The 21,502-nt window shown below is 69.2% G+C and carries 20 protein-coding genes and 1 pseudogene; 12 read left to right on the forward strand and 9 right to left on the reverse strand.

Features of this window, described 5'->3' with window-relative positions; all coding sequences use genetic code 11:
* Positions 1–73: 73 nt before the first annotated feature.
* The 4 genes from G6045_RS01670 to G6045_RS01685 form a co-directional block, all read right to left on the reverse strand.
* A complete protein-coding gene (locus G6045_RS01670; RefSeq protein WP_235967417.1) occupies positions 74–1,585 on the reverse strand; it encodes a carboxylesterase/lipase family protein in 1,512 nt (503 codons plus the stop codon).
* 26 nt (positions 1,586–1,611) lie between these two features.
* Positions 1,612–2,688, reverse strand: coding sequence for a 5'/3'-nucleotidase SurE (gene surE, locus G6045_RS01675; protein WP_165329923.1), 1,077 nt, complete (start codon positions 2,686–2,688; stop codon positions 1,612–1,614).
* A gap of 111 nt (positions 2,689–2,799) precedes the next feature.
* Positions 2,800–4,575: a glycoside hydrolase family 3 protein gene (locus G6045_RS01680; RefSeq protein ID WP_165329924.1), complete on the reverse strand. Its 1,776-nt coding sequence runs from the start codon at positions 4,573–4,575 to the stop codon at positions 2,800–2,802.
* Positions 4,576–4,651: 76 nt separating this feature from the next.
* Positions 4,652–5,932, reverse strand: coding sequence for an MFS transporter (locus tag G6045_RS01685; protein ID WP_235967419.1), 1,281 nt, complete (start codon positions 5,930–5,932; stop codon positions 4,652–4,654).
* Positions 5,933–6,134: 202 nt separating this feature from the next.
* Here G6045_RS01685 and G6045_RS01690 point away from each other — a divergent pair, with 202 nt between their 5' ends.
* Positions 6,135–6,797: a TetR/AcrR family transcriptional regulator gene (locus G6045_RS01690; RefSeq protein ID WP_165329925.1), complete on the forward strand. Its 663-nt coding sequence runs from the start codon at positions 6,135–6,137 to the stop codon at positions 6,795–6,797.
* A gap of 544 nt (positions 6,798–7,341) precedes the next feature.
* Entirely contained in the window at positions 7,342–8,391 is a 1,050-nt protein-coding gene (locus G6045_RS41110; protein ID WP_165329926.1) for a calcium-binding protein, read from the forward strand.
* Between the two features lie 563 nt (positions 8,392–8,954).
* On the opposite strand, the pseudogene G6045_RS42305 reads toward G6045_RS41110, so the two are convergent.
* A pseudogene (locus G6045_RS42305) lies at positions 8,955–9,080 on the reverse strand (NAD(P)-dependent oxidoreductase); the annotation flags it as partial.
* A gap of 191 nt (positions 9,081–9,271) precedes the next feature.
* Here G6045_RS42305 and G6045_RS01705 point away from each other — a divergent pair.
* Positions 9,272–9,847 (forward strand): transcriptional regulator, encoded by a 576-nt coding sequence (locus G6045_RS01705; RefSeq protein WP_165329927.1) that lies wholly within the window; start codon positions 9,272–9,274, stop codon positions 9,845–9,847.
* A 103-nt stretch (positions 9,848–9,950) separates the two neighbouring features.
* Here G6045_RS01705 and G6045_RS01710 read toward each other — a convergent pair whose 3' ends face one another.
* A complete protein-coding gene (locus G6045_RS01710; RefSeq protein WP_206343169.1) occupies positions 9,951–10,655 on the reverse strand; it encodes a hypothetical protein in 705 nt (234 codons plus the stop codon).
* 311 nt (positions 10,656–10,966) lie between these two features.
* On the opposite strand from G6045_RS01710, the gene G6045_RS42105 reads away from it, so the two are divergent.
* The 6 genes from G6045_RS42105 to G6045_RS01740 all read left to right on the forward strand — a co-directional run bounded on the left by G6045_RS42105 (position 10,967) and on the right by G6045_RS01740 (position 16,037).
* Positions 10,967–11,863, forward strand: a complete 897-nt coding sequence (locus tag G6045_RS42105; protein ID WP_165329928.1) for a winged helix-turn-helix domain-containing protein — start codon at positions 10,967–10,969, stop codon at positions 11,861–11,863.
* 813 nt (positions 11,864–12,676) lie between these two features.
* Positions 12,677–13,015 (forward strand): MerR family transcriptional regulator, encoded by a 339-nt coding sequence (locus G6045_RS01720; RefSeq protein WP_165329929.1) that lies wholly within the window; start codon positions 12,677–12,679, stop codon positions 13,013–13,015.
* 283 nt (positions 13,016–13,298) lie between these two features.
* Complete coding sequence (locus G6045_RS01725; RefSeq protein ID WP_165329930.1) at positions 13,299–13,502, forward strand: cold-shock protein; 204 nt, start codon at positions 13,299–13,301, stop codon at positions 13,500–13,502.
* A 264-nt stretch (positions 13,503–13,766) separates the two neighbouring features.
* A complete protein-coding gene (locus tag G6045_RS01730) occupies positions 13,767–15,227 on the forward strand; it encodes a DEAD/DEAH box helicase (protein ID WP_165329931.1) in 1,461 nt (486 codons plus the stop codon).
* 45 nt (positions 15,228–15,272) lie between these two features.
* Positions 15,273–15,677, forward strand: a complete 405-nt coding sequence (locus G6045_RS01735) for a CBS domain-containing protein (RefSeq protein ID WP_165329932.1) — start codon at positions 15,273–15,275, stop codon at positions 15,675–15,677.
* A gap of 48 nt (positions 15,678–15,725) precedes the next feature.
* Positions 15,726–16,037: an SCO5918 family protein gene (locus G6045_RS01740; RefSeq protein ID WP_165329933.1), complete on the forward strand. Its 312-nt coding sequence runs from the start codon at positions 15,726–15,728 to the stop codon at positions 16,035–16,037.
* 101 nt (positions 16,038–16,138) lie between these two features.
* Here the strand turns inward: G6045_RS01740 and G6045_RS01745 are convergent, their stop codons facing one another.
* From G6045_RS01745 to G6045_RS01755, 3 genes are read right to left on the reverse strand one after another with little or no spacing between them, the layout of a single operon-like run.
* Positions 16,139–16,948, reverse strand: coding sequence for an enoyl-CoA hydratase/isomerase family protein (locus G6045_RS01745; protein ID WP_328707622.1), 810 nt, complete (start codon positions 16,946–16,948; stop codon positions 16,139–16,141).
* A gap of 1 nt (position 16,949) precedes the next feature.
* Positions 16,950–17,993, reverse strand: coding sequence for a TIGR03617 family F420-dependent LLM class oxidoreductase (locus G6045_RS01750; RefSeq protein WP_206343170.1), 1,044 nt, complete (start codon positions 17,991–17,993; stop codon positions 16,950–16,952).
* Positions 17,990–18,622 (reverse strand): TetR/AcrR family transcriptional regulator, encoded by a 633-nt coding sequence (locus G6045_RS01755; protein ID WP_165329935.1) that lies wholly within the window; start codon positions 18,620–18,622, stop codon positions 17,990–17,992. Before G6045_RS01755 ends, G6045_RS01750 begins: the two co-directional genes overlap by 4 nt.
* Before the next feature lie 97 nt (positions 18,623–18,719).
* Between G6045_RS01755 and G6045_RS01760 the strand changes: the two genes are divergently transcribed.
* The 3 genes from G6045_RS01760 to G6045_RS01770 all read left to right on the forward strand — a co-directional run bounded on the left by G6045_RS01760 (position 18,720) and on the right by G6045_RS01770 (position 21,501).
* The gene (locus G6045_RS01760; RefSeq protein WP_165329936.1) at positions 18,720–19,859 is read left to right on the forward strand and encodes a DUF7065 domain-containing protein; all 1,140 of its coding nucleotides are present in this window, start codon (positions 18,720–18,722) and stop codon (positions 19,857–19,859) included.
* A gap of 13 nt (positions 19,860–19,872) precedes the next feature.
* Complete coding sequence (locus G6045_RS01765; protein WP_165329937.1) at positions 19,873–20,964, forward strand: phosphotransferase family protein; 1,092 nt, start codon at positions 19,873–19,875, stop codon at positions 20,962–20,964.
* Positions 20,965–21,099: 135 nt separating this feature from the next.
* Positions 21,100–21,501 (forward strand): VOC family protein, encoded by a 402-nt coding sequence (locus tag G6045_RS01770; RefSeq protein WP_165329938.1) that lies wholly within the window; start codon positions 21,100–21,102, stop codon positions 21,499–21,501.
* Position 21,502: the final 1 nt, after the last annotated feature.

The following is a 21,502-nucleotide window of genomic DNA, read 5'->3' on the forward strand; positions in this document are numbered from 1 at the left end:
GGGGGAGGGGGAGGGGCGAGCGGCTGCGGATGCCGGAGCGCAACACCCCGTAAGAAAAGGACAGTTGAAGGACTCACCCCTGCGGTGCAGGGCGTGCCCAGACCTCCCGCACCGGCCGCAAGGGATCACGCTCCACGCGCGGCCTGTCATCCCAGACCATCGTTTCCCGCCCCTCTTCGGTGTACGGGGGCCAGTGCGGCCCCGGGTTCAGATCACGTACGAACGCGACCCATGCGGCATGGACGGCATCGGCCAGGTGCTGCGGAGGGTTCTCGCCCAGGGCGGCGGTGACGCCCTGGGCGTCGAGCAGGTCGAAGGCGAACGGCAGGTCCGTGCAGTGGTACGCGAGACCGTCGACACCCGGAGCGGTGGCTGCTCGCCTGAACTCGTAGAGCCAGGTGGGCCGTTGGCGGTGCGCCCGCGCGTCGGCGATGGCCAGCGTGGGCGCGCGGAACACGGTGTCGGTGACCGCTTGGCCCCACAGGAGCGCGGGCCGGTCCGCTTGGACGGCATGGGTGTCGAGGAAGATCCGGGTGCGTCGCTCGTCCAGGCCGAACGGGGCGAGCAGCGCGGCCGGGTCGTCGTCTGCGCCGCCGGGAGACGGCGCGGCATTGAACTCGTGGGCCGTGAAGCCGGCCATCAACGGAATGTCCGCGCCCGTATCGCCCGAGGCGAGTGTCTCGGCCACGGGCTGCGGAACGAGGGCGCCGTCGGCGAAGGGCGCGAGGGCGAGCATCGGCAGCGGCCCGCGGTCGGGGCCCGGGGCGCCGAGTGCGTCCTGGAGGGCGAGGAGTTCGGCGTCCGTGGTGTCCCGCAGCGCGGCGGCGGTCGCGGGCACGCCGGTGCGGGCCGTGAACAGACGGCTCACGGCTTCGGCTGTGGAGCGGTCCTGAGGCTCCATCACCGCGCCGGACACCGATATGGCCGCCCGGAACAGGCCCTGCGCGCGGGGCGTGGCGAGCAGTGTCTGCACGGCTCCACCGCCCGCCGACTGTCCGGCGATCGTGACCTTGGCCGGGTCCCCGCCGAAGCAGGCGATGGTGTCACGCACCCACTCCAGGGCGGCGATCCAGTCGAGGACGCCCCGGTTGTCGGGCGCGTCGGCCAGGTGCAGGAAGCCCTCGATCCCGAGCCGGTAGCCGACGGAGACCAGGACCACGCCGTCGCGGTTGAAGGACCTGCCGTCGTACCAGGGACTCGCGGACGATCCTGCGACGAAGCCCCCGCCGTGGATCCATACCAGGACCGGCAGTTCGGCGGCCGGATACGGAGCGGGCGTGAAGACGTTGAGGTTGAGCGTGGACGCACCGGGGACGGTCGGCTCGGGAATGGTGGTGACGTCGGCGAACGGCCTGCGCTGGGCGGTCGGCCCGTACGAGGTCGCGTCAAGCGTGTCGGTCCAGGCCACGGGCGGCACGGGAGCGGCGAACCGGAGGTCGCCGACCGGCGGCTGCGCGTAGGGAATGCCGAGGAAGCGCACGCCGCTGGCCTGCCGTTCACCGCGTACGGGACCGCGCGGTGTGCGGACCGTCACGGCGGAGGTGGCGGGGGCTGCTGCGGGGGGTGTCATGGTGCGGTCGGGCATGCGGTTCTCCACGGTGGGTGGGCGGTTCAGGAGCGCGGGGCCTGGCGGGTGACGTACTGCTCGATACGGCTGAGTTCTCGCCCGCCGTCGGCGCGCACCCCGTAGGTGCGGTCGGCGGTGATCGGGGCGACCGTGATGTGGCCCCGATCGAGGAGCGTGGTGGAGTCGGCGTCCCGGACGGTCTCGGTGCACGGGTCACCAGGTCGGCCGGGGCACATGCCGAGGGTGATGTCGTAACTGTCGCTGCCGGCAGGCGACTTGGCCTCGTACGCGTGCCAGACGACCTGTCCGTGCCCCACGCTCGTCCACGCGGGCGCCTTGGCGCGCTGTCCGGCGCTCACGTCCGGGTAGTCGACCTTGAGGGCGAAGCGGTCGGTGAACAGGTTCCTTTCGCGCAGCCCCGAGACGAAGGCGGCGGCGAAGCGGGCGTGCGCCCGGTAGTTGGCGACGGGAAAGCGGGTCTGCGAGGCGTCGCCGGACGAGGACAGGGCGATGGCCGGCACACCCTGGTCGATGGCGGCGATCGCGGCGCCCACCGTGCCCGAGTCATTGACCTGCGCGCTGACGTTGGGACCGGAGTTGATGCCGGTGACCACCAGATCCGGGCCGTTCTTCCAGCCGGCCTTCGCGGCGAGTCCGGTGCGCAGGGCGAACTTGACGGTGTCGGACGGCGTGGCGCTGGGGGAGTCCGGGGCGCAGGGCCCGCTGGACAGACAGATGCCGTAGACGGGCGAGCCGGAACGGGTGCCGGCGCAGTCGTTCTCGTAGCCGGCGGGCAGCTGGGTGCGCCGTGCCAGGGTCAGGGTGCCGCCGTTGGTTACGGCGGTTCCCTTGCCCGACTGCACCTGCCAAGGGGCCATCACCACGACATCGGCGCCGGCGTCGCACAGCGCCTTGCGGATCTCGTACAGACCGAGCCCGTCGGCGTGGGAGGCCTTCGCGGCCTGCATGGAGTCGTCGTTGGACAGCAGCACCCGCAGACCGGTCAGGGGCTTGGTGGATTGGGGGGAGGGGCTGTGCTGTTCGGCGGCCACGGCGAGGGACGAGAAGGCGGCGCCCGTGGTACAGGCGACGACGAGGAGCGTGCGCAGGGTGCGCTGCATGAGGAGTCTCCTTGGTGCGCGGAGGGTGGGAGGAGGACACACCGGATACGGCCCCGGTGGCCGGAGGGGTGCCGGGCCAAGGGCCCGGCACTGGTCAGCGGTCCGGGCGGGTCACAGGTCCAGGCCGGCGCCGTACGAGAACAGCGGGTCCGCGGTGTCGTGCGGTACATCGGGGCGCGAGTTCTCGACCGCGGCCATTGAGCGCGGCAGTTCGAACGGAAGCCGTCCCTCGGCGCGGGCGCGGGCGAAGGCCACATCCAGCAACGCCGTGTCACTCGCTCCGTAGTCGGCGACGAGCGCCGCGCACCGCTCGGCGATCTCCGGGACGACGGCGGGGCGTTCGAGATGGAGGAACACGATGGTCGCCACCGTGTCGAGCAGGGTGAGGACCGGCTTGAGTTCCTCCTCGGTGAAGTCGAGCCGTCCGGAATGGAACAGCGCCTCGAAGCGGTTCTCGCGTAGCTCGTACGGGGTGTGCAGCCGCAGTACGGCCAGATCGGCCTCGGCCGGGTCGCCGACGACCTCCCCGTACTGTGCGGCGATGCCGGCGTCGATGCCGTCCACGTAGAGCTTCGGCCGCGGCGTCTTCACCGGCAGGGTCCGGTCGCGGTTGACCAGGACGGTCAGCGAACGGCGCTGGGCGGTGTCCCCGGCGCCGCGGAACTCGCTGCTGCCGACGATCTCTTCGGCCAACTCCGGGTCCACATAAGGATTGTCGAAGAGCCCGAGCACGAACTTCTCTCGCAGCAGGCGGCGTACCGACATATCGATGCGCTCCTCACCGATCCGGCCCGAGCGGACCAGCTCGACGACGACCTCGGGGCATTCCTCGCCGCCGAACTGGTCGGCGCCCGCGTCGAGGGCCTTCGCCGCACGCTCGGCGACCGTGAGGTGTTCGACGCCCCAGGCGCGCGCCTGATGCAGTTCACCGAAGATCTCGTGGTCGGTGAGCAGACCCCAGTCGGTGCAGACGATGCCCTCGAACCCGAGCCGTTCGCGCAACAGGCCCGTGACGACACCGCGGTTGAAGCCGAACCCGACCTCCTCCCAGTCGGTCCCGATGGGCTGTCCGTAATACGGCATCATCTGCGAGGCCCCGGCGGCGATGGCGGCCTTGAACGGCGCCAGGTGGTACTCGCGCATCCCGCCGGGATAGATCTGCTCCTTCCCGTGGGCGAAGTGCGGGTCCTCGCCGTCCTTTTGAGGTCCGCCGCCGGGGAAGTGCTTGACCATGGTGGCCACGCTGTCCGCGCCGAGTCGTTCCCCTTGGAAGCCGAGGATGTACGCCTGGACCAGTTCGCCCGTCAGCACGGCGTCGGCGCCGAACGTGGCGGACTGGCGCGACCAGCGCGGCTCGGTCGCCAGGTCGATCTGCGGGTGCAGGGCGACGCGCAGACCGACCGCGAGGTACTCCCGGCGGGCGATATCGGCGAAACGGCGCACCAGTTCGGGGTCGCGGACCGCTGCGAGGCCGGTCGGCTCCGGCCATGCGGAGAACGCGCCGGCGCTCATGGAGGCGCCGAGGTTCGTAGTGAAGGAGTGCCGCGGATCGGTCGACACCGTCACCGGGATGCCGAGCCGGGTACCGGCGGCGAACTCCTGGACGGTGTTGTGCCACTGCGCCATCTGCCGGGGCGCGGCCGTACCGAAGAGGTTGAAGTGGCTCATCAGCTTCGAGCGGATCGCGCCCGTGGTGTCCGCCGGAACGAATGCCTCGTCACCGAGCTGAACGGGGCGGCCGTCGGGATGCATCGGGAGCACGGTGTGGAAGAGCAGTCCGGCCTTCTCCTCCAGGGTCATCCGGGCGACGAGGTCGTCGACGCGCTCGTCGACGGAGCGGGCCGGATCCTGGTAGGGGTGACCGTCATTGCGTACAGCGGGGGGCATGTGTTTCTCCGGTGGCGAAGGTGGTGCGAGGGCACGAGGTGCTGTGGTGCGAGGGCACGGCAACGGCGGGCAGGGGTCAGCGCACGCCCCGGATCGGGAGGACCGAGAGGGCGCCCAGGACGGTGATCACGGCGCCGGTGATGAACAGCGCGGGATAGCCGCCGAGCGATCCGACGACGACCGAGGCCATGAACGGGGCGATGATCTGCGGGCCCGCGTTGGCGACGTTCAGGACGCCCATGTCGCGGGCGGCGTCGTCCGCGCTGGGCAGGACGAGCGTGACCAGGGCGGTGTCCACCGCCATGAAGCAGCCGAAGGACAGACCGGTCACCACACCGAAGACGAGCATGCCCGTCCAGGTCGGGCTGAGGACCGGGATCATCATGCCGATCGCGGTGAAGACGCAGGAGACGGCGATGAACGGCTTGCGGCGCCCCACGCGGTCCGACAGGACTCCTCCGACGACGGTCGACGCCAGGGTGCAGACCGCGCTGACGGGGGAGAGGATCGCCAGGGCGCCGGCCGGGGAGAGGCCGTCGGGCAGGTCGACGTGGTCCTGCAGGATGTACAGCTGGTAGAGCACGATGGACAAGTAGCCGAGCACCAGCAGGAATCGGCCGATGAAGGCCCAACGGAAGTCGTGCGTGCGCAGGGCCGAAACGAGCGCGGTGAGCTGACGCCCCACGGACTCCGGCTGGACGACCGGCTGCTTCGTCTCCCGTACGAGCGTGGTGAACAGGACGGCCGTCAGGGCGATGAGCGCGCCCAGCACGAGGTACCCCGTCCTGACGTCTTCGGACACGAAGGCCGAGGCGATCGTGACGCCGATGATCGTGCCGACGGGTGTCCCGATGCCGACCATGGCGGAGGCCAGGCCGCGGCGCTTCATCGGCACACGGTCGGGGACGACGGCGGTGATGGCCGCCTGGTAGACGTTCATCGTCGCCTGCACCAGACACCAGCCGATGGTGACGAACAGGACGCTGCGCACGGCGCCCAGCAGGGCGAGCGCTCCGAGCGCGGCGATTCCGCCGCCGAGTATCCAGGGGTTGCGCCGTCCCGAACGGTCGGAGAGCAGCCCGGCCAGCGGGTTGAACAGAGTCGCGAACACGGCCGAAACACCGGAGACGAGGCCGAGGTTGGCGACCTTGTTCGCGGGGTCGAGCGCCTCGATCTGCACGGGAAGCAGTACCTGGCCGACACCCATGTAGATCATGAACATCGCGGTGTTGCCGACGGCGAGCAGGCACAGCAGCGGGCCGAGTCGCCCGGCCTGCTGCGGAGTCATCTCCTCGCCGGCCGGGGCGGGTTGTGGCGCATCGGGCGTGGGGCGGGTTTCGGGACTGGCAGTGCTCATGTCCGACTCCTCAGGTGCGGCTGTACGGGGACGGGGCACAGAAGCGGCCTGTGTTGACACGTGTCAACACAGCTGACGCAGAGGGGGGATCGCCCATCGGGGCGAGCACAGAAAAGCACGAAACCCGAGTGGCCAGTAGGTTTTCGGAAAGTGATACAGGTCACTGCCGGCTCCGTACGAGGGCCGGGCTACGGTGATCCACATGGACCGGACGAACAGCCGCCACTCCCGCAACACGGCCAAGGCGCGCGGCCCGTACGCCGTGGGCGACGAGCGCCGCCGGCGCATCCTCGACGTGGCGGTCGAGCACTTCGCCCAATGGGGCTTCCACGCCTCCTCGTTGGCCCGCATTGCGAAGGAAGTCGGGGTCACCCAGGGCGGCTTGTTGCACCATTTCCGCAGCAAGGAGGACCTGCTCGTGTCCGTCCTCGAGCACAGCGAGGAACACGACATCGAGCAGTTCTTCACGGTGGACTTCGACTCGGCCGCGGACTGCTTCCTGCGCCTGACCGACCTCGTGGAGTACAACAGCCGCCGCCCCGGTCGCACGAGGATGTTCAACGTCCTGATCGGCGAATCCTGCGAGCCCGGACACCCCGCGCACGCCTTCTTCAAGCGGCGCTACGCCATGGTCCTCAGCCGGCTCACCGACACCCTGCGGGCCGCGGCCGACACGGGCGAACTCGCCGCGGACACCGACTGCACGGCCGTGGCCCAGGAGATCGTCGCCGTCATGGACGGGCACCAACTCCAGTGGGCCCTCACCCCGGACGAGGTCGACATGGCGGAACGACTGCGCGGCTACTTCGACAGGCTGTACGCGTCGATTTCCACCACGGGTGAGCCGCTGCCGCCGAAGGCGTAGCCGGCGCTGGCCCTCGGGTCGGCTGGCGAGGAGGCTGAGGTCCCGTGATCGAGCAGCAGATGTTCAACGACTACGCGAGATCATCGGTGGCCTGAAGCAGACCGTTGTCGGCCGGCGCGCGCGGAGATCGAAGAGCTCCGTGCGCTCGTCACTCGGCTCCCTCTGGGGAGCACTGTCCTCGTAGGTCAGCAACTAGCGGCTCTTGTGCAGAACGTGACCCAACTGCCCCAGGGCCGGGAGGACATCGGCTTGCCGCCCGGCCGAGGATTCAATGGGAGCGTTTCTTGCCGTTACGTCCCGGGGCGTTGCCCGTGGTCTGAGGCCCGACGAGTATGCGCACTGGCGCTTCCGTACCCCCGTGCACGGCGCCCTTCTTCTTGCGGCGGTGCACGGGACGTCTTTGCGGGGCGCTCTTCGCCTCGCTCCTGCCGGCCCCCTGAGGGCCGGCCTCAGGTACGTGGATCCAACGCTGCTCTGCCGACCGACACCCCTTGGGCTCCTGTGCCTTGGGCTCGGGGCAGGCCAGCAGGATGGAGTCCCACCCGTGAACACTCTTCACGCTGCCCGATTACGGCAGCACAGATCGCCCCGCCGCCTGACCGTTCTTGTTTCCGCAACGCTGCTCGCGTTGTCGGGGATGTTCGCACTGGCCGGCCCCGCCCAGGCCGCGGCACCCGCCAACGACAACTTCGCGAACGCCCAGAGCGAGCCCGTCACCTTCAGCGATGTCACCAGCAACGTCGAGGCCACCGTCGAGGCGGGCGAACCGGGCGCCTCTTGTGGCACGCCCGCGTACAAGACAGTTTGGTACTCGGTGACCACCACCGCCGCCGCCACTCTCACTGTTGATACCGCCGGGTCGAACTTCGACACCGTGCTGACCGCCTACACCGGCGCCACCCTCGGCACGCTGACCGAAGTCGCCTGCAACGATGACGGGCTCGGAGCCGGCGGGGCCTCGACCTTGACGTTCTCCGCCGGCGCCTCCACCACGTACTGGATTCGTGTCGACGGCTGGTGGGCCGGTTACGGTAACCCCCAGGGCACCGTAGTAATCAACTCGCAGGCCGTGCCGCCCTGCACCATCACCGGAACCGCCGGCAATGACACGCTCAACGGCACCACCGGGGCTGACGTGATCTGCGGTCTGGGCGGCAACGACACCATCAACGGCGGCAACGGAGCCGACACCATCTCCGGAGGGTCCGGCGACGACACCGTCGACGGCGGCAACAGCGACGACACCGTCTACGGCGACTACGGCAACGACGTCATGGGCGGCGGCAACGGAGCCGACACCCTGCTGGGCGGGCCCGGCAACGACACCAACTACGGCGAGACCCTCCTGGGCAGCCTGCTCTACCTGTTCGACAACGGCAACGACACAATCGACGGCGGCCCGGGCAACGACGACCTCGACGGCCAAAACGGCAACGACACCATCTACGACCACACCGGCACCGACACCATGAGCGGCGCCCTGGGCAACGACACCATCGACGTCCAGGACGGAACCGGCGGCGACACCGCCAACGGCGGCTTCGGCTCCGACACCTGCGCCACCGACGCAGGCGACACCACCAGCAGCTGCTGACACCCACCACGCGCAACTGCCCCCGTCCCCAACAGGGGCGGGGGCAGTACTGCGTGGCGTTGCCGCGCTGCGGAAACGCCAAAGTCTGCACGCTGCGACGAAAGCAGCGACCAGCACGTGCTTCTCTTCCTGCTCGGCCACCGCGCCTGACTGGTCAGAGAGCCGCCGTGACGATGTTCGATTCTGAGAGCAGCGCGGGCGCCTCCCGAACCGGTAAACGCTCGCTGCTCGTTCCCGTGAACAAAGCCCACTTGCAGCATGCGACGAGGCGACGTCACGGCTGTTGGTGGCTGGTAGCGCAGTTCGGCAATCATCGAGCCGTAGCCGGTGCAGACGGCTCCCGGGAAGAGCGTGGACGTCAGCAGTTCGACCAACTGCCCGGAGTCGATTCCGGCGCCTTCCGCGACACTGACGGCCTCGCCCATCGACTGGATTGCGCAGGCGATCGGGTAGTTCCCGAGGATCTTCACGATGTTGGCCTGCTCCGGCCGGTCGCCGATGCGCCAGGTCCGCGAGCCGATCGCGTCGAAGAACGGCTGCACCCGCTCGAGCAGCGGCTGCTCACCGGCCGCAAGGACGTTGAGTGCTCCGGCTTCTGCGACTGGAACACGGCCGAAGACCGGTGCCGCGACATAGCCGACACCGTGCTCGGCGTGTGCTGCGCCAGCCCGGGCGAGCCAGGTCGGCACTCACCGTGGCGAGGTTGACGTGAACAGTTCCGCTCGGCGTCTGAGCGAGGACGCCGGAGTCGATGAACGGGTGGCGCGGAGCGGTGCGTGGAGACACGCGGGTGGCGTAGGTCTGGGGCGTAGCCGCGGACCGACCGCAATAGGCTAGGGAGTTGAGTGCGGGATCGATCGGGAAGCGGGGCGTCGGGTAGGTGCCGGAGAGAACCCAGGAGTTCGGGAAATACGGTGCCCGTGGGGCCAAGGGCAGTGAGCTGGTGGGCCGCAAACTCGATGACCTCGCCGGCTATTTCGCCACCCCCGTCACCGCCCCCCGCGGTCTGATGGCACGCCTGCACTATCTGACCCGAACTGCCAACGCCCGCAATGCCGCCCGCGCCGCGGGCCTGACCGTCACCGACCGCACCCTTAAGGCTTGGCTGGACGGGAAACGCAGCCCCAGCGCTCGTAACCTGCAGAAGATCGAGGCCGTTTATCGCACGGTGCGCCGCCACAACGTCGCCGCGCATCTCCTCAAGCGCCTCAACCGTGCGGGGCGCGGCACGCGAGTGGAGATCCACCCGCTCAACCAGTCCGGCGTCAGTCGCCCCCAGCAGCGCGTTGTTCCGTTCCGCGACATGAACGTGCGGCGCTGGGACGCGATCGTCGCGGCGTGGGCGGCCGGCGACGCGGCAGGCCTGGATACGGCGTGGACGGACCACGTCCTGCCCGATCTGGGCAGCGAATACGGCGCGTACGAGTACTGCACCGCGATCGGCTTCGCCGCATAACGAGTCGCGAAATCACGCATGCCCGTGCCGGTCGCGGGCGATTGCCGCTCGCATCGACAAGCGTGGTTACGTCTTCCTCGCACTGCCACCGCCTCGGCCGGGGTCAGGCGCGCCACACCTCGGCCGCGGCGAGGAACGCCGATGACGACGGGCGGTCCGGAGTTCCTCCCCGACTGATCTCGCCAGGCTGGATACGGCCGTCGACGACTGCTCGGGCTCGTCCGCACGGGCCGAGCACCAGGCTCAGGCTGTGCTCCACGCCGCCCAGTGGGAACTGGTCGGTGGCGAAGGCGCGCCGGTCGAGCACCTCGGCCATGCGTACGTCGATGCCTCCGCCCCGAGCCTGCAACCCGGACGCGAGGTCGAGCCGAACCTGGACCGTGGACCGGTGGAATCGGGGGGACGGCCAGGGCAGGCCTTCGAGTTCGGGGAAGTGGCGGACGAAGTGATCGGCCAGCCAGAGCGCGAGGTGCGGGTCCTCCCCGACGACCCTCACTCCGTCCGGCCGCCAGAGCACTAGAGCGTTCCCCGCGCCATGGGTGGACCACTCCACCTGCCAGGTGGAGACGTAGGCCGTGCATGAGCCCGACGTGTCGAAGAGCTGGAGGCCGGGGTTGGCGCCGACCAGAATCGGCTTGCGCAGTGCGGGATTGCTGTCCGGAGCGTCGTCGGCTGCCGACGCCGGGGCAGCTGTGGCCAGGAGCCCCATCGCGCCGAGGGCCGTGCCAACGCGCATGATGCCGCGTCGGCTGACGGCGGCGGAAGGCCGGCTGAGGTCGGAGTTCATCGGGGTTCGGCGGGAGCTCAAGGCGCCTCCTCGGTCGTGGGGACACGGTCGCGGATCACCATGCGGTGGGGGCGGCAGTGGCTTCCATGCATTCGAGGCTCTTCGAATCCATCAGCCCGTCCCGGCGGCGATGGGACACTCCCGGGATGGCGATGAGGGTGCTGCTGGACGCACGGGCTTGGAGCAGATCGCGGTTTGCCACGTCCGCGGCCATGGAGGTTCTCGGCGTGCTGCGGCACCGCGGCCGGCACCCGGCCGCTCACGCTCGGGAGTGGCATGCGCGTGCCCGGCGGGCACTACCGCCGGGGCAGTGGGCGCTGTTGGAGGCTCTGGTGCCCGCCGATCACAGCTACGCCCCGGACTTCCTGACACCTGTGCCGCGCCACGGCGAGTCGATGCCGGACGTGGCTGCCCGTATCGCGGCGACCCCGGGCGAGGAGGTCGACTACCAGCTCGACATCGCGATACGTGGCCGGCATGTGTGGCCCCACGTCCTCGCGCTGCATGGGAGCGAGGCAACCTACGAGCGGTGGCGGCGACCGATGCCCCCGGCGCTTGCGCGGGTGGCACGCGACGGTGGTGCCGCTGTGGCGACTGCTGCCGCCGAAGCGATGGCGACCCTGTTCGAGTCCGTACTGGCACCGGACTGGCCACGGGTCCGAGCGGTACTGGATGCCGACATCAGCCACCGTGCCGACCGGATGGCCGCGCACGGCGCGGCGGCGGTACTCGACGATCTCGGCGAGCGGATGCGGTGGACAGGCACCGAACTCGTACTGGAGCGCACCTACTCCGGGATCATCGACTGGGCTGACGAAGGAGTGCTCTTCGTGCCGACCACGACGCACGTCGGCCCGGTGCTGTTCGCTGCCGAACGTCCGCACACGCCGGTGCTGTTCTATCGGGCGCGCGGCATCGGCGCTCTCGGGGAGCGCCCGGCGGGTGCGGAGGAGTCGGCACTGACGGGACTCGTGGGCGTGACCAGGGCCGCGTTGCTGACCACGCTCGACGTGCCCGCGTCCACGCTTGAGTTGAGCCGCAGGACCGGCTGGAGCAGCGCGACCGTGTCGTACCACCTCGGCATTCTGCTGCGGGCGGGACTGGTCGACCGCCACCGCCGAGGTCGCGTGGTCCGTTACGGAAGGACCGACCTCGGGACAGCGCTCGCAACAACATCGGCGCAAGAACAGACGTCCCGTGCCGCGCAGGCGCCTACTGCGATCCGGTGACCGCTGCGTTGCCAATGATCGAGGTCGACTATCTTCTGGCCTCGCTCACAGAAATCTATGTTGGCCAGAGTAGACATTGGGCGCCGATCCACGTATGGTTTCTCTCGTAGATGAGATCGAGCAAGCCCGGCAGGGACGAACTGCGGGGCAGTTGTACCCGCAGTTGCAGTACGCAGGACGGTTCGGTGGTGGAGTTTCGAAGCCAGGGTGGTTGTCGGACGGCGACGGGACTGACGACCGGACCGGGTGGCCCGCAGGGATCAGGGGCCGCCATAGGCAAGACCGCAGGTGGCAGTACCCGTAAGTGCAGTGCGCAGTACCCAGCAGTGAGTCAGTGAGCAGCACCTCGTGTGAAGGCGTCGGCTGCGGACGCGCGCACCGGGAAGTTCGGCAGTGGGGTTCCAAGCCAGAGCAGACGCAGGACGGGCAACGGGGCTGGCTGCCGAAGAGTGGCGCTACCGCAGGCCACTGAGCAGTACGTATCACCAGCAGTTCGCATCACCAGCAGTACGCAGGAAAGCAGTACCAGCAGTAGGCAAGTGATCGACCCCCAGAGGGAAGAAACGGAGGAGCCGAGCGCCATCAGGATCGCCCGGGTGGAAGCCTGAGCCCGGGTACCGCAGGACATCGATAGTGAGGTGGTCTCCGGTCAAGCAACCGCGATCCCAGCGCCCCCGAAGCCTTACAGGTCGGGTTGGCGGACGTAGATGGTCGGCGCAGTATCAGGGCCGACAGATGGTGTAGTAGTTCCTCCGGGGCCCGGGTGCCGTATGGCACCCGGGCCCCTCCGCGCGTTTGCATAGAGAGGTGCAAGTGACAGCTGACGACTCGTTCGAGCGGCTCGATGATGACGACTACCCCGCCTACACGATGGGCCGGGCCGCCGAGATGCTCGGCACCACGCAAGGTTTCCTGCGCGCCATCGGAGAGGCGCGCCTGATCACACCGCTGCGTTCCGCCGGCGGCCACCGGCGCTACTCCCGCTACCAGTTGCGCATCGCCGCCCGGGCCCGCGAACTCGTCGACCAGGGCACCCCCATCGAGGCCGCCTGCCGCATCATCATCCTCGAGGACCAGCTCGAAGAAGCGCAGCGCCTCAACGCCGAATACCGCCACGCCGCAGAATCGGGGCACCCGGCGGCCGCCGGCTGAATATCTATGACGGCGAGACGAGAGTTTGACGCGCCGCGCGGACAGCGTGTGTGCCGCAGCGAACTGAGTGGAATCAAAAGGCCGTACACGGGCTGCTACCGCATGCTACTGTCGATCTCAGGTTGCAGTCGTGGTTCCCAAAAAATTTAAACGCTGACATTGGCATTTTCTGCTGCGTAAAGCGTTTTGCATTTCCGGTCATCTTCCGGGCGGGGCATCATCGCGGCGACCCGGTATCCGCGGATCGCGGATACCGGCGTACTGCCCCAAGGGAGAGTTCGACATGGCGTCTGGCACCGTGAAGTGGTTCAACCCGGCCAAGGGCTTCGGCTTCATCGAGCAGGACGGCGGCGGACCCGACGTGTTCGCCCACTTCTCGAACATCGCCGCCCAGGGCTTCCGTGAGCTGCTCGAAGGCCAGAAGGTCACCTTCGACATCGTGCAGAACCAGAAGGGCTCGACGGCCGAGAACATCGTTCCGGTCTGACGCTCACACGCACTTCGTAGCTGGGGCCCGCATCCCTCGGGGTGCGGGCCCCAGCTGCGGACATTTCCTGCGGGTTTCTTTCACGTCGATACGACGTCGTATTTCATCGCCCCGCGATCACCCGCGCATTGAATTCACTGCAAGCCTATTTTGCTTCCGCATGCTATTCGGCCCGTTCTCGGATTCTCTGCGCTGTTGTTTCGCTGCGTGAATTCCTTGATACGTGAGGTCGAGTCCAGGCGCCGTATCAAGGAAAGGTTCTGAATGAACCCCGCACGTACGAACAGTCGCTCTTCCCGCAGCCGTTTCGGCTCGTCCACCCCGAGGCGCTCCGGGGGAGGGCAAGGCCGCCCCGGTGGGCAGGGCCGCAGGCCCGCGGCGGTGTCGGGTGAGTTCGCGCTGCCGAAGACGATCACTCCGGCGCTGCCCGCCGTCGAGGCGTTCGCCGACCTCGACATGCCCAAGCCGCTGCTGGCCGCGCTCACCGCGGAAGGGATGTCCGTCCCGTTCCCGATCCAGGGCGCGACCCTGCCGAACACCCTCGCGGGCCGTGACGTCCTCGGCCGGGGACGTACCGGGTCGGGCAAGACCCTCGCGTTCGGCCTGGCGCTGCTGGCCCGTACCGCCGGACAGCGCGCCGAGCCCGGCCAGCCGCTCGCCCTCGTCCTGGTGCCGACGCGCGAGCTGGCGCAGCAGGTGACCGACGCCCTTGCTCCCTACGCCCGTTCGGTCCGGCTGCGGCTGACCACCGTCGTCGGTGGAATGCCGATCCGCAGGCAGGTCAGCGCAATGCGCCGTGGCGTGGACGTCGTCGTCGCGACGCCGGGCCGCCTCAAGGACCTCATCGACCGGGGCGACTGCCGGCTGAACCAGGTCGCGATCACCGTCCTGGACGAGGCCGACCAGATGGCCGACATGGGCTTCATGCCCCAGGTCACCGCGCTCCTGAACCAGGTCCGTCCCGAAGGCCAGCGGATGCTGTTCTCGGCCACCCTCGACCGCAACGTCGACCTCCTGGTCCGCCGCTACCTCACCGACCCGGTCGTGCACTCCGTCGACCCGTCCGCCGGCGCGGTCACCACGATGGAGCACCACGTCCTGCACGTCCACGGCGCCGACAAGCACCGTACGACGACCGAGATCGCGGCCCGCGAAGGCCGGGTGATCATGTTCCTGGACACCAAGCACGCCGTCGACCGGCTGACACAGGACCTGCTGAACAGCGGGGTGCGGGCCGCCGCCCTGCACGGCGGGAAGTCGCAGCCGCAGCGCACCCGGACCCTGACCCAGTTCAAGTCCGGGCATGTCACCGTGCTCGTCGCGACGAACGTCGCCGCGCGCGGCATCCACGTCGACAATCTCGACCTCGTCGTCAACGTGGACCCGCCCACCGACCACAAGGACTACCTCCACCGTGGCGGCCGCACCGCACGGGCCGGCGAGTCCGGCAGCGTCGTCACCCTCGTCACGCCCGGCCAGCGTCGCGACATGACCCGCCTCATGGCCACCGCCGGCATCGTCCCGCAGACCACACAGGTCCGCTCCGGCGAAGCGGCCCTCAGCGAGATCACCGGCGCCCAGGCCCCGTCCGGCATCCCCGTCACGATCACCGCGCCGGTGGCCGAGCGGCGCCGGAGCAGCACGGCCTCCCGCGGCCGGCGCAGCCCCGCCTCGGCGGCCCGCCGCACGAGCACCCGGCGATCCTCCTTCGACGCGGCCGCCTGAGCACCGTTGCATCAGGAAGCCGGCCCATCTTCGCAGGAGGCACCATTGACGCTGGATCAGATGCAACCCCGCCCGGCGAGAGCCATCCCCGTACCCCGGACGGTGACCGACACGATGGAACCGGCCGGACCCCAGGTCTGTGACGACATGACCGTCGAGGTGGCCCTGTCCCTCATGGTCGGCGCCCGCACCGAACACCTGCTCATCTGCGACAACGACGGCCTGTGCACCGGACTGGTGACCCAGGCTCAACTCACCGCGGTCCGTGACAGTTCCGCGTACACGGACCGCATCCAGCTCCGCGACATCCTCGACGACCGCGGGCCGTTCGCTTCGCCCGTGACCACGATGGCCGAAGCCGAGCACTCCATGCGCGACCGCAGCCTCGCCGCCCTGCCCGTCGTCGATGAGTACGGCAGCGCCCTGGGCATCCTCGCCTTTGCCCGCTGATCCCCTCAGCGCGGCGCCACCATCCCCTTCTTCTCCCTGTGAGGCATCATGCGTTGCGTCATCGCCCGCTTCCCGTTCGAGCTCACCAGAAGCGGAGTCCTGGAATCCATGAAGGGCATCAAGCCCGAGGAGGTCATCGGCGAGTCCGTGATCATCGGCCGCCGTACCTACCCGCTCAAGCAGGTCGGGCAGGTCATCACGCGCCAGGACCGCCGCGATTTCAGCGCCGGTGAAGTCCTGCGGGCCATGACCCGACTCGGGTTCACCTGCCGCGGCCTTTCCCAAACCGTCGCGCCCACCCGTGCCCTGAGCCCGTTGCAGAACGCTTCCGCGCTGCTCGGCTCTCCGGCAGCCGTCTGACCGAACGGGCGGGCCCGAGCAGCTGGTTGTACGACGGTGAGGGTCCGACCGGTGGCGTGGGAGCCGACATGTGCCCCAAGCCCCGTGGCCCCGCGCGAGGTTCACGCGGGGTCCACGTGGTCACCTGCTTTGGAGCTCCACCGCGGTGACCGGCGTTCCCGCCAGGCCGCGGCGCCCTCTGCGGCGTCGTCGGTGCCGAGGAGTGCGAGATGGGCCTGAGTCTCTGCCCGTTCGACGGCGTCGGCGTCCAGGTCCGACCACAGCAGCCGTTTGCTGAGCGCGACCGAAGCGGGGTTGGCCTCGGCCGCCGTATCGCGGGCGAGCGCCAGTGCGGCGGGCAGCACGTCGGGGGCCGGCAGGGCGCGGCCGGCGATTCCGCGGTCGGCGGCCTCCCGGCCGGTCAGCGTCCGTCCGGTAAGGAGCAGCTCGGCGGCGACGGCGAGGCCGACCGCACGCCGCAGCGTGTAGTGGGACTGGCAGTCGCCGATCATGCCGCGCCGTACCTGCGGCACGGCCAGTTTGGCGTCCTCCGCGACGAACCTGACGTCGCACTGCAGCGCGACGGTGAGCCCGATGCCGATCGCGTGACCGTTCATCGCCGCGATCATCAGCTTGCGCACGCGCCAGGCCGGCGGCTGCACGGGAGACGCGGTGAAGTCGCCCTTGGGCGCATCGAAGGCGCCCGCCTGTGCGGAGAGGTCGGCACCGGCGCAGAAGGCACGGCCGGCACCGGTGAGGACGACGGCCCGTACGGCGTCGTCGGTGTCGCAGCGGCGATAGGCGGCGCCCAGGGCACGCAGGGTGGAGCCGGACAACGCGTTCAGGCGCGTTGGTCCGTCGAGCGTGATCACGGCGACGCCGGTCGAGTCGACGTCGACGCGGACTTCGGTCACGTCACCCACGTCACCCACGTCACCCACCTCCCGCACGGATCGCCGCCAAGAGCTCGCCCGTGGTGTCGGGCTGAGCGCTGTACGGCTGGTAGAACGCCAGCCGGGTGGCCACGCCCTGCCAACGCGCGTGGATCTCGGCGGCCACGTCCTTGGGTGAGCCGACCGCGGCCAGCGTGTGGAGCATGGTGTCGTCGATCGCTTCGGGCAGCTGATCCCAACGTCCGGCGCGGGTCAACTTCTGCAGTTCCGGCTGGAGTTCACCCCAGCCGTGGACATTGAGCACGGGCCGATACGCAGGCGTCGACGCGTAGAACGCGAGCAGTCGCCGTACCCCCGCCGTCGCCTGAGCCAGCTCCCGTTCGTCCCGTGCGCACCCCACGATGACCTCGCCCACCACCTCGAACGTGTCTCCCGCGGCACCGAGTCGAGGCCGTCCCGCTGCCGCGAGGCCCTCGGCGAGAGCGGGCAGGGTGCGCTCTCGTACGTGCTGTGCGCTGTTGAACGGCATCACCAGGAGTCCGTCGGCCACCTCCCCGGCGGCCGCGGTCATCCGCGGGCCGAGCGCCGCGAGCAGCACCGGCGGGACGGGGTGCGGCGAGGGCTCCGGCCGGAAGGTCGGTGGCATCAGGGTGTGGCTGGTGTACGTGCCCTCGTAGGCCAGGGGTTCGCCGCCTGCCCAGGAGTCCAGCACGGCCCTGGTCGCGCGGACCCACTCCCGCATGCGTCCGACCGGCGGGTCGAACCGGGAGCCGTACCTGCGGGTGACATGTGCCTTGACCTGGCTTCCGAGTCCCAGGCGGAAGCGGCCGCCGGACAGTTGCTGCAGATCCCAGGCCGCATGCGCGAGGTGGACCGGCGAACGGGGCAGCGCCACCGCGATGTTGGTCATCAGGTCGAGCCCGACGCCTTCCCGGGCGGCGGTCACGAGCGGGAAGAACACATCGTGGCCGCCCTCGAAGGTGAAGGCGCCGTCGAACCCCTGCTCCTTGAGCCGCCGTGCGGCGACGCCCTCCTCGCCGAGCGCGGCCACCAGCTGGGTGTCGACCGGCAGGTGACGCGTCACGACCTTCCTCCTTCCAGCCACTCGAGACCGCTCTCCACCATGGCGGGCAGATCTCCCGTCCCGCCTTCGGCGACCCATTGCTCGACCGCGATACGGAGGACGGCCAGCGCATGCGCGGCCAGGTAGCGCGGCCGCAGGTCGGTCGGCGCCAGCGGGCCGAAGCGGGGCGCGAGGAGCTGGGCGAGCGCGGTGGTGTAGGTCTCCTGGAACTCCAGGCCGCGGGAGCGAAGGGATGGCGAGGCGGCGACCATCCGGCCCTGGAGAAGATCGAACTCCCGTAGATCAGGGCTCTGTTGGAAGCCGCGTATCTGCGTACGTATGGCTTCCGCCATGGCCCGGCGCGGGTCGATGTCCTCGGGCTGCTCGGCGAGCGCGGCCAGGAGCGCGGCGAGACGGTTCTCGTAGAAGCCGATGACCACCGCCGACTCCTTGGAGTCGAAGTGCCGGAAGAACGTGGCCCGTCCGACCTGGGCGACTTCGGCGATGTCGGTCACGGTGACCTCGTCGATGCCGCGCTCGCGCACCAGGTCGGTGGCCGCCGCCACGATGCGCTCGCGCCGTCTCTGCTTCTTCAGCTCGCGCAGGCCGGAGGGTTCAACGCCCCTTGCCTCGTTGACTTTCTGATGCATAGTCAGGACTATACGGTGTCCCAACTGAGTCAGAGTCTCAGTTTGTTGAGCCGGCCGGAGAACAGTCAGATGTCGGCGCGGTCACCCGGAGGTCGCGATGCTCACCAAGTACGACGAACTGCTGTGCCACCAGAACACCACCACCTTCGACCATGTCGGGCAGAGCGATCTGCGCTGGACGGAGCGCGTCGTCCTGTACGGCTTCGACACCTCGAAGGGGGCCGGTTCGGGGGTCAACTTCATGACAGGCATGGCCCGTTACCCCAACCGGAACATCCTGGACGCGTACGGGATGGTCACCGTCGGCGACAAGAACGCGCACGTCGTCCGCGTGTCGGGCGAGCTGCGGCCCGAGACCGGCGTGCTGGCGTCGAACACCGTCGGCCCCTACACGTACGAAATCATCGAGCCCCTCCACAAGATCCGCGCCTCACTCGCGGAGAACGAGCACGACCTCAGCTTCCAGCTGGACTTCGACGCCACGTTCCCCGCCTACGAGCAGGCCCCGGCCTTCTTCCGCTCGCGCGGCCGAGTCCTCGAGGACGCCCGGCGCTTCTACCAGAACGGCCGGCTCAGCGGCTGGATCAAGGCTGGGGGCCAGGAGTACGAGATCGATCCCGCGACCTGGCGGGTGGGCCGCGACCACTCGTGGGGTGTACGGCGCGGGGGCGGGGGCGGCAGCGTGCCCGAAGGCGCGTTCCTCCAGCCCGCCGAAGTCCGCGACGGCGGCATCTACTTCATGGGCATCCTCGACTTCGGCGACCACCTCGTCCACTTCGCCCAGCGCGAGACCTCGGCGGGCGAGCGGTACCACTTCGAGGGCGGTGTGCACCCCGCGCTCGGCGGACCGGGGGACCAGCAGCCGGTGGTCTCCGTGGAGCACGACTTCCGTTTCCGGGACGGGACTCGGCTGATCGACTCCGGCGCCGTGAGCGTCGCCACCGCGGACGGCGCGACCCGCGAGATATCCCTCCGCGCCATGACCGACTTCTGGCCGGGACTCGCGGGTTACGACCACTACCGCGACTACATGTCCGGCATGTGGAAGGGCCCCTCCTTCATCGACGGCTTCACCGCCGACATCACCGACCCGGCCGTACGCGAACGCGTCAGCATGCTCACCGAGACCCTGTGTCAGGTCGAGTGCGACGGCCAAGTCGGCTACGGCCTGCTCGAGATGGTGTGCGTAGGAAACTACCCGCGCTACGGCTTCCGGGCCGCCACCGGACGCGCGTGAGGGGCCGGCGACGATGACGACATACACACCCGAGCTCCCGCCGCTCCCGGAGCTGACGAAGCGCCTGGCCGACTGGCTGCGCGAGCAGCTGCCCGAGCGGCACATCCTCACGGTGTCCGAACCGCAGCCGGCCGAGCGCGGCATGTCCACCGACACCCGCCACTTCACCCTGACCTGGCAGGAGAACGGCGAGCGCAGCTCCGAACGGCTCGTGCTGCGCTGCCCGCCCGCTTCGCCTCTGTTCCCCGACTACGACCTGGCCCGGCAGTTCGATGTCATGCGGGCCCTCGCCGGCACCCCGCTGCCCGTCCCCGGAACCCGCTGGCTGGAACCGGACCCGAGCGTCATCGGCCGCCCCTTCTACGTGATGGACGAGATCCCGGGCTGCGTCACCGCATCGGACTTCCCGACCTACCACGTCCACGGCACCTACTTCGAGGCGACGCCCGAGGGCCGAAAGACGATGTGGCGGCGCTGTGTGGAGACCCTCGCCGAGGTGCACGCGCTCGACTGGCAACAGCTCGGCCTGTCCTTCCTGGCCCGGCCCGACTACGGCGAAGGGGAGCTGAACCAGCAGATCAACTACCTCGAGCACTGCCTGCATTGGGCACTCTCGCAGGAGGGAGAACAGCCGCAACCGGTACTCGAGCAGGCCGTGGCCTGGCTCAGGGCCCACCGCTACACATCCGAGCGCATCACGCTTTGCTGGGGCGACGCCCGTATGAGCAACATCCTCTACGCACCGACCGCGGACTTCGAGGTCCGCGCCGTCCTCGACTGGGAGGTCGCCTTTCTCGGCGACCCCGAGAGCGATCTCGCCTGGATGCTGTTCCTCGACTGGATGAACACCACCGCGGGCGGGATAACTCCGGCCGCAGGAACCCCCACACGGGAGGAGACCGTCCGCCACTACGAGGACCTGACCGGCCTGCAGGTCCGCCACCTCCCCTACAACGAGGTCCTAGCCGCCCTCCTCCTGGCCGTCCCCCTCCTCGGCATCACCCGCCGGATGCGCGCGCAGGGCCAGATCCCACCCGAGGCAGATCCGGTACGCCACTGCTGTCAGCGCATCACCGAAGTGATCGGGACAGCAGGTCTGACCTGAGGCGTGGACGTCCGTGGCCGCAGATGGAGAAGGTCACAGAAGCAGGCGCGGTGGCGGGAGTTGAACTCCAGAGGCGAAGCTGGAGCTGTCGAAATCCGATCGCCACGGCGGGGCGGAGTCTTCTACCGTTCCGTCATGCAGATCGTCGTGACGCTGGACTGTGGTGACACCGAATCGCAGGCGGGATTCTGGCTTGCGGCGCTCGCCCCGCTGGACTACCGGCGCGGATTCGCTGGACCGCCCTATCTGAGCTTGGTCGGCCCAGCTTCCGCACCCACCCTTCTCCTGCAGCAGGTCCCGGAGACGAAGGAGGGCAAGAACCGGATGCACCTCGACCTCGACTTCGGTACCGAGGACCTGGACGCCGAGGTCGAGCGCCTCCAACTACTTGGTGCCCGGAGAATCTCTCGAGAGCAGAGCGAACATGGCTTTCGCTGGATCGTGGTTGCCGATCCGGAAGGCAACGAGTTCTGCGTATTCGTTCCCCCGGCCAAGGTGGCGGGTTCTCAACAGAGTCGACCCCATACGCGGTCTTGAG

It is taken from the genome of Streptomyces mesophilus (assembly GCF_011044995.1).
GTDB lineage: Bacteria > Actinomycetota > Actinomycetes > Streptomycetales > Streptomycetaceae > Streptomyces > Streptomyces mesophilus.

Excerpts from the sequence above, each read along its gene's own strand:
- G6045_RS01670 (WP_235967417.1), bottom strand. The coding sequence starts at position 1,585 with ATGCCCGACCGCACCATGACACCCCCCGCAGCAGCCCCCGCCACCTCC.
- surE (WP_165329923.1), bottom strand. The coding sequence starts at position 2,688 with ATGCAGCGCACCCTGCGCACGCTCCTCGTCGTCGCCTGTACCACGGGC.
- G6045_RS01680 (WP_165329924.1), bottom strand. The coding sequence starts at position 4,575 with ATGCCCCCCGCTGTACGCAATGACGGTCACCCCTACCAGGATCCGGCC.
- G6045_RS01685 (WP_235967419.1), bottom strand. The coding sequence starts at position 5,932 with ATGAGCACTGCCAGTCCCGAAACCCGCCCCACGCCCGATGCGCCACAA.
- G6045_RS01690 (WP_165329925.1), top strand. The coding sequence starts at position 6,135 with ATGGACCGGACGAACAGCCGCCACTCCCGCAACACGGCCAAGGCGCGC.
- G6045_RS01725 (WP_165329930.1), top strand. The coding sequence starts at position 13,299 with ATGGCGTCTGGCACCGTGAAGTGGTTCAACCCGGCCAAGGGCTTCGGC.
- G6045_RS01730 (WP_165329931.1), top strand. The coding sequence starts at position 13,767 with ATGAACCCCGCACGTACGAACAGTCGCTCTTCCCGCAGCCGTTTCGGC.
- G6045_RS01740 (WP_165329933.1), top strand. The coding sequence starts at position 15,726 with ATGCGTTGCGTCATCGCCCGCTTCCCGTTCGAGCTCACCAGAAGCGGA.
- G6045_RS01755 (WP_165329935.1), bottom strand. The coding sequence starts at position 18,622 with ATGCATCAGAAAGTCAACGAGGCAAGGGGCGTTGAACCCTCCGGCCTG.
- G6045_RS01760 (WP_165329936.1), top strand. The coding sequence starts at position 18,720 with ATGCTCACCAAGTACGACGAACTGCTGTGCCACCAGAACACCACCACC.
- G6045_RS01765 (WP_165329937.1), top strand. The coding sequence starts at position 19,873 with ATGACGACATACACACCCGAGCTCCCGCCGCTCCCGGAGCTGACGAAG.
- G6045_RS01770 (WP_165329938.1), top strand. The coding sequence starts at position 21,100 with ATGCAGATCGTCGTGACGCTGGACTGTGGTGACACCGAATCGCAGGCG.